We start from the raw sequence: 3,224 nt of genomic DNA, 5'->3' as shown, positions 1-3,224 counted from the left end.
GGTTCGGCCAGGTCGTAGCCGCGCAGGATCGCCCGGGTCAGCTGCGCGATCCGGACGCCCGCGCTGCCGGCCGCGGTCGCGGCGTCCAGCGGGTGCCGGGCCGCCGCGTAACGGCCGGGATGGGCGCGGGCGTAGTCCCGGTAGACGTGCGCGAAGGCGGCGAGGGCGTCCTTGCCGGACCGGCCGGCCAGCGCCTCGGCGGCACGGTCGGCCAGCTCCTCAAGGGCGAGCAGCGCGATCCGGGTCTTCAGGTCCTGGGAGTTCCGCAGGTGCGAGTACAGGCTCGCGACCTTCACGTCGAACCGCCGGGCCAGCGCGGACGCCGTCACCTGGTCGAAACCGACCTCGTCGGCCAGCTCCGCGCCGGCCTGGACCAGGCGTTCGGTGGTCAGTCCCGCACGTGCCATCGTCGTGTCTCCCGTCCGTCAGAGAGGATTATGCATTTTCCTAAACCCTTTAGGCAAACGGGAGTGTTGTATAGGTCGCGGTGGCCCGGCGGTCGCCGGTCCACCCTCGGGCGGACCGGTGCCGGACACCCACTTTTTTGTGGGTACTTGGCAGCCGGGGACCTCCGGGAGAGGCTGTTTCCCGAGGTCAGGCGCTGCCCCGGGACAGGGAAGGAGTGGACGGCGGCGCCTGGGACGCCGTTCCGTGCTCCCACCGCCGTTCGCGTTCGTGCTCGCGTATCCGCTCCAGGCGGCGATGGCCCCACTCGGCCACGGGGTCCAGCGCGGCGGCCAGGTCGCGGCCGAACGCGGTCAGCGAGTACTCCGTCTTCGGCGGCAGCACGTCGTGCACCTCCCGGTGCACCACGCCGTCCTCGGCCATCTCGCGCAGCGCCTGGGTGAGCACCTTCTCGGTCAGTCCGGGCAGCCGGCGGCGCAGTTCGCCGGGCCGGCGCGGGCCGGACTCCAGCAGCCACAGCAGCGACGTCTTCCACTTGCCGTCGATCACGGCGATCGCGGCGGTCACTCCGCAGACGTTCGGGTCCTGGGCACGGCTGCGCGTCATCGTCGTCCTTTTCGGGTCCTCGCGGCCGTCCGGCCGCCTCGTCCATACGAACACATCCATCTCGTACGGGAGTTGCAACATGTCCAGCTACTCGAATCATCCGGCCGTCACCGTGCTCGGGCTCGGACCCATGGGCCGCTCGCTGGCCGGCGCCTTCCTCGCGGCCGGTGTGCGCACCACGATCTGGAACCGCACGCCCGGCAAGGACCGGGAGCTGACCGCGCTGGGGGCGGCCGGCGCCACGTCGGCCGAGGAGGCCGTCTCCGCCTCGGAGCTGACCGTGGTCTGCGTGGTGAACCAGCAGGCCGCCGACGCGATCCTCCGGCGCGCCGGCGTCGCCCGCGCGCTGAAGGGCCGCACCGTGGTGAGCCTGACCGCCGACACGCCGCAGCGGGCCCGGGACACCGCCCGCTGGGCGGCGGAGCACGGCATCGGCTACCTGGACGGCGCGATCATGACGCCGGCACCCAGCATCGGCACCCCGGAGGCCGTCTTCCTGCACAGCGGCCCGCGCGACCTCTACGAACGGTACCGGCCGGTGCTGGAGCTGCTCGGCGGGACGCACACCCACCTCGGCGAGGAGCTCGGGCGCGCGGCCACCTTCGACCTCGCGCTGCTCGACGTCTTCTGGACCGCGATGGCCGGGTACGCGCACGCCGTGGCGATCGCCCGGGCGGAGGGCGTCACCGCACGGGAGCTGGCCCCCTTCGCCCAGGGGATCGCCGCGATCCTGCCGCCGCTGTTCGAGGAGTTCGCCGCGGACGCCGACGACGGCACCTACTCGGGGGAGATCAACCCCGTCACCTCCGCCGCCTCCACCATGGCCCACGTGGTCGAGGTCTCCGAGTCGCACGGCATCGACGCGGGGGTGATGCGTTCCGTGGAGGGCCTGGCCCGCAGGGTCATCGGCCTCGGCCACGGCGGGGACGGGTTCATACGGGCGGCGGAGGTGCTGGGCCGCCACTGAGGCGGGGGAGCGGCGGCTTCGTTCCGTGGTCGGGAGCGCGCCCCGGCCCCCGGGCACAGTGGTCCCGGTCCCGGTCCCGGTCCAGGTCCCGGAACCGCGCGCCCGTACCCTGGCGGAGCCGCTGCTTGTGTCCGGTGCCGGGTGCTGGAACCCTTCGGTCCGCCGGGGCGAGGACGGCCGCCGGGGGCCGTGGGCGGCACGGACGTCCGCGGGGCAGGGACGGGAAGGGGAGCGATGGAGCTGGAGCTGCGCCACCTGCGGGTGCTGTGCGCGATCGCCGACGCGGGCAGTGTGGGCCGCGCCGCGGCCCAGCTGGGCTACTCGCAGCCCGCCGTGAGCACCCAGCTCCGGCGCATCGAACGCCACCTCGGCGAGCCGCTCTTCGAACGCGGGCCGAGCGGGGTCCGCCTGACCCGCTACGGCGCCGAGGTCGTCGAACAGGCCCGCGACGTCCTCGTACGGGCCGCCGCGATCGGGCACCGCCCGCCGGCGGCCCGCCCCCGCCGGACCCTGCGCGTGGCCGCCACCAACTCACCCGTGCTGTCCGGCACGGTCTCCCGGATCCGCGCCCGGCTGCCCGAACTGTCCCTCTCGGTCACCAGCGTCTACGCGTCCTCGCGGATCGTGGAGCTGCTGGAGGAGGGCGCGGTGGACGCCGCGATCGCCGCCGACTACCCGGGCATGGAACTGCGGCACTCGACCGCCGTGCGGCACCGCGGCATCGTCACCGAACCCACCTTCGTCGCCCTCCCGGCCCGGCACCGGCTCCGGCAGAGCGCCCAGGTACAGCTCGCCGACCTCGCCGACGACGCCTGGTTCGTGACCCCGGACGACGGGGCCGGCTGGCCCGGGGTGTTCTACGACGCCTGCGCCGCGGCAGGGTTCACGCCGGTGGCCGTCCACGAGTGGCTCGGCGACCCGACCCAGTTGCAGAGCATGATCGCCGACGGTCTCGGGGTGTCCCTGGTGCAGCCGACGCTGCGGCCGATCCCGCACGTCGTCGTCAAGCCGCTGGCCGGCTCCCCGCTGTGGTGCCGCTACGTGCTGGCCTGGCGGCCGGGCGCAGTCGCCGAGGACGTGGTGGAGGCGGTGTTCCAGTCCGCCACCGCCGCGTACCGCGATCTCGTCGCCCAGGCACCGCACCTGCGCACCTGGGCCTCGCGCACCTGGAGCGCCGCCGGAGCCTAGGAGCAGGCCGGGCGGGTCACGGACGCGCCGCGGTGTTATGAGCGGCTAGTGCCATGTG

Annotated in this window: 4 protein-coding genes; 2 read left to right on the top strand and 2 right to left on the bottom strand. The window is 74.0% G+C overall.

Features of this window, described 5'->3' with window-relative positions:
* The coding region (locus tag IE312_RS41785; protein WP_229900416.1) for a TetR/AcrR family transcriptional regulator at nucleotides 1-407 on the bottom strand (407 nt) is incomplete at its 3' end.
* 187 nt (nucleotides 408-594) lie between these two features.
* Nucleotides 595-1,011, bottom strand: coding sequence for a winged helix-turn-helix transcriptional regulator (locus IE312_RS25500; RefSeq protein WP_189984661.1), 417 nt, complete (start codon nucleotides 1,009-1,011; stop codon nucleotides 595-597).
* 79 nt (nucleotides 1,012-1,090) lie between these two features.
* Between IE312_RS25500 and IE312_RS25495 the strand changes: the two genes are divergently transcribed.
* Entirely contained in the window at nucleotides 1,091-1,978 is an 888-nt protein-coding gene (locus tag IE312_RS25495; RefSeq protein WP_189984660.1) for an NAD(P)-dependent oxidoreductase, read from the top strand.
* Nucleotides 1,979-2,212: 234 nt separating this feature from the next.
* Nucleotides 2,213-3,166 (top strand): LysR family transcriptional regulator, encoded by a 954-nt coding sequence (locus IE312_RS25490; protein WP_189984659.1) that lies wholly within the window; start codon nucleotides 2,213-2,215, stop codon nucleotides 3,164-3,166.
* Nucleotides 3,167-3,224: the final 58 nt, after the last annotated feature.

The organism is Streptomyces capoamus (genome assembly GCF_014654935.1).
Taxonomy (GTDB): domain Bacteria; phylum Actinomycetota; class Actinomycetes; order Streptomycetales; family Streptomycetaceae; genus Streptomyces; species Streptomyces capoamus.
The sequence above is the reverse complement of the archived record's forward strand: the minus strand, read 5'-3'. Positions and strand labels throughout refer to the sequence as shown.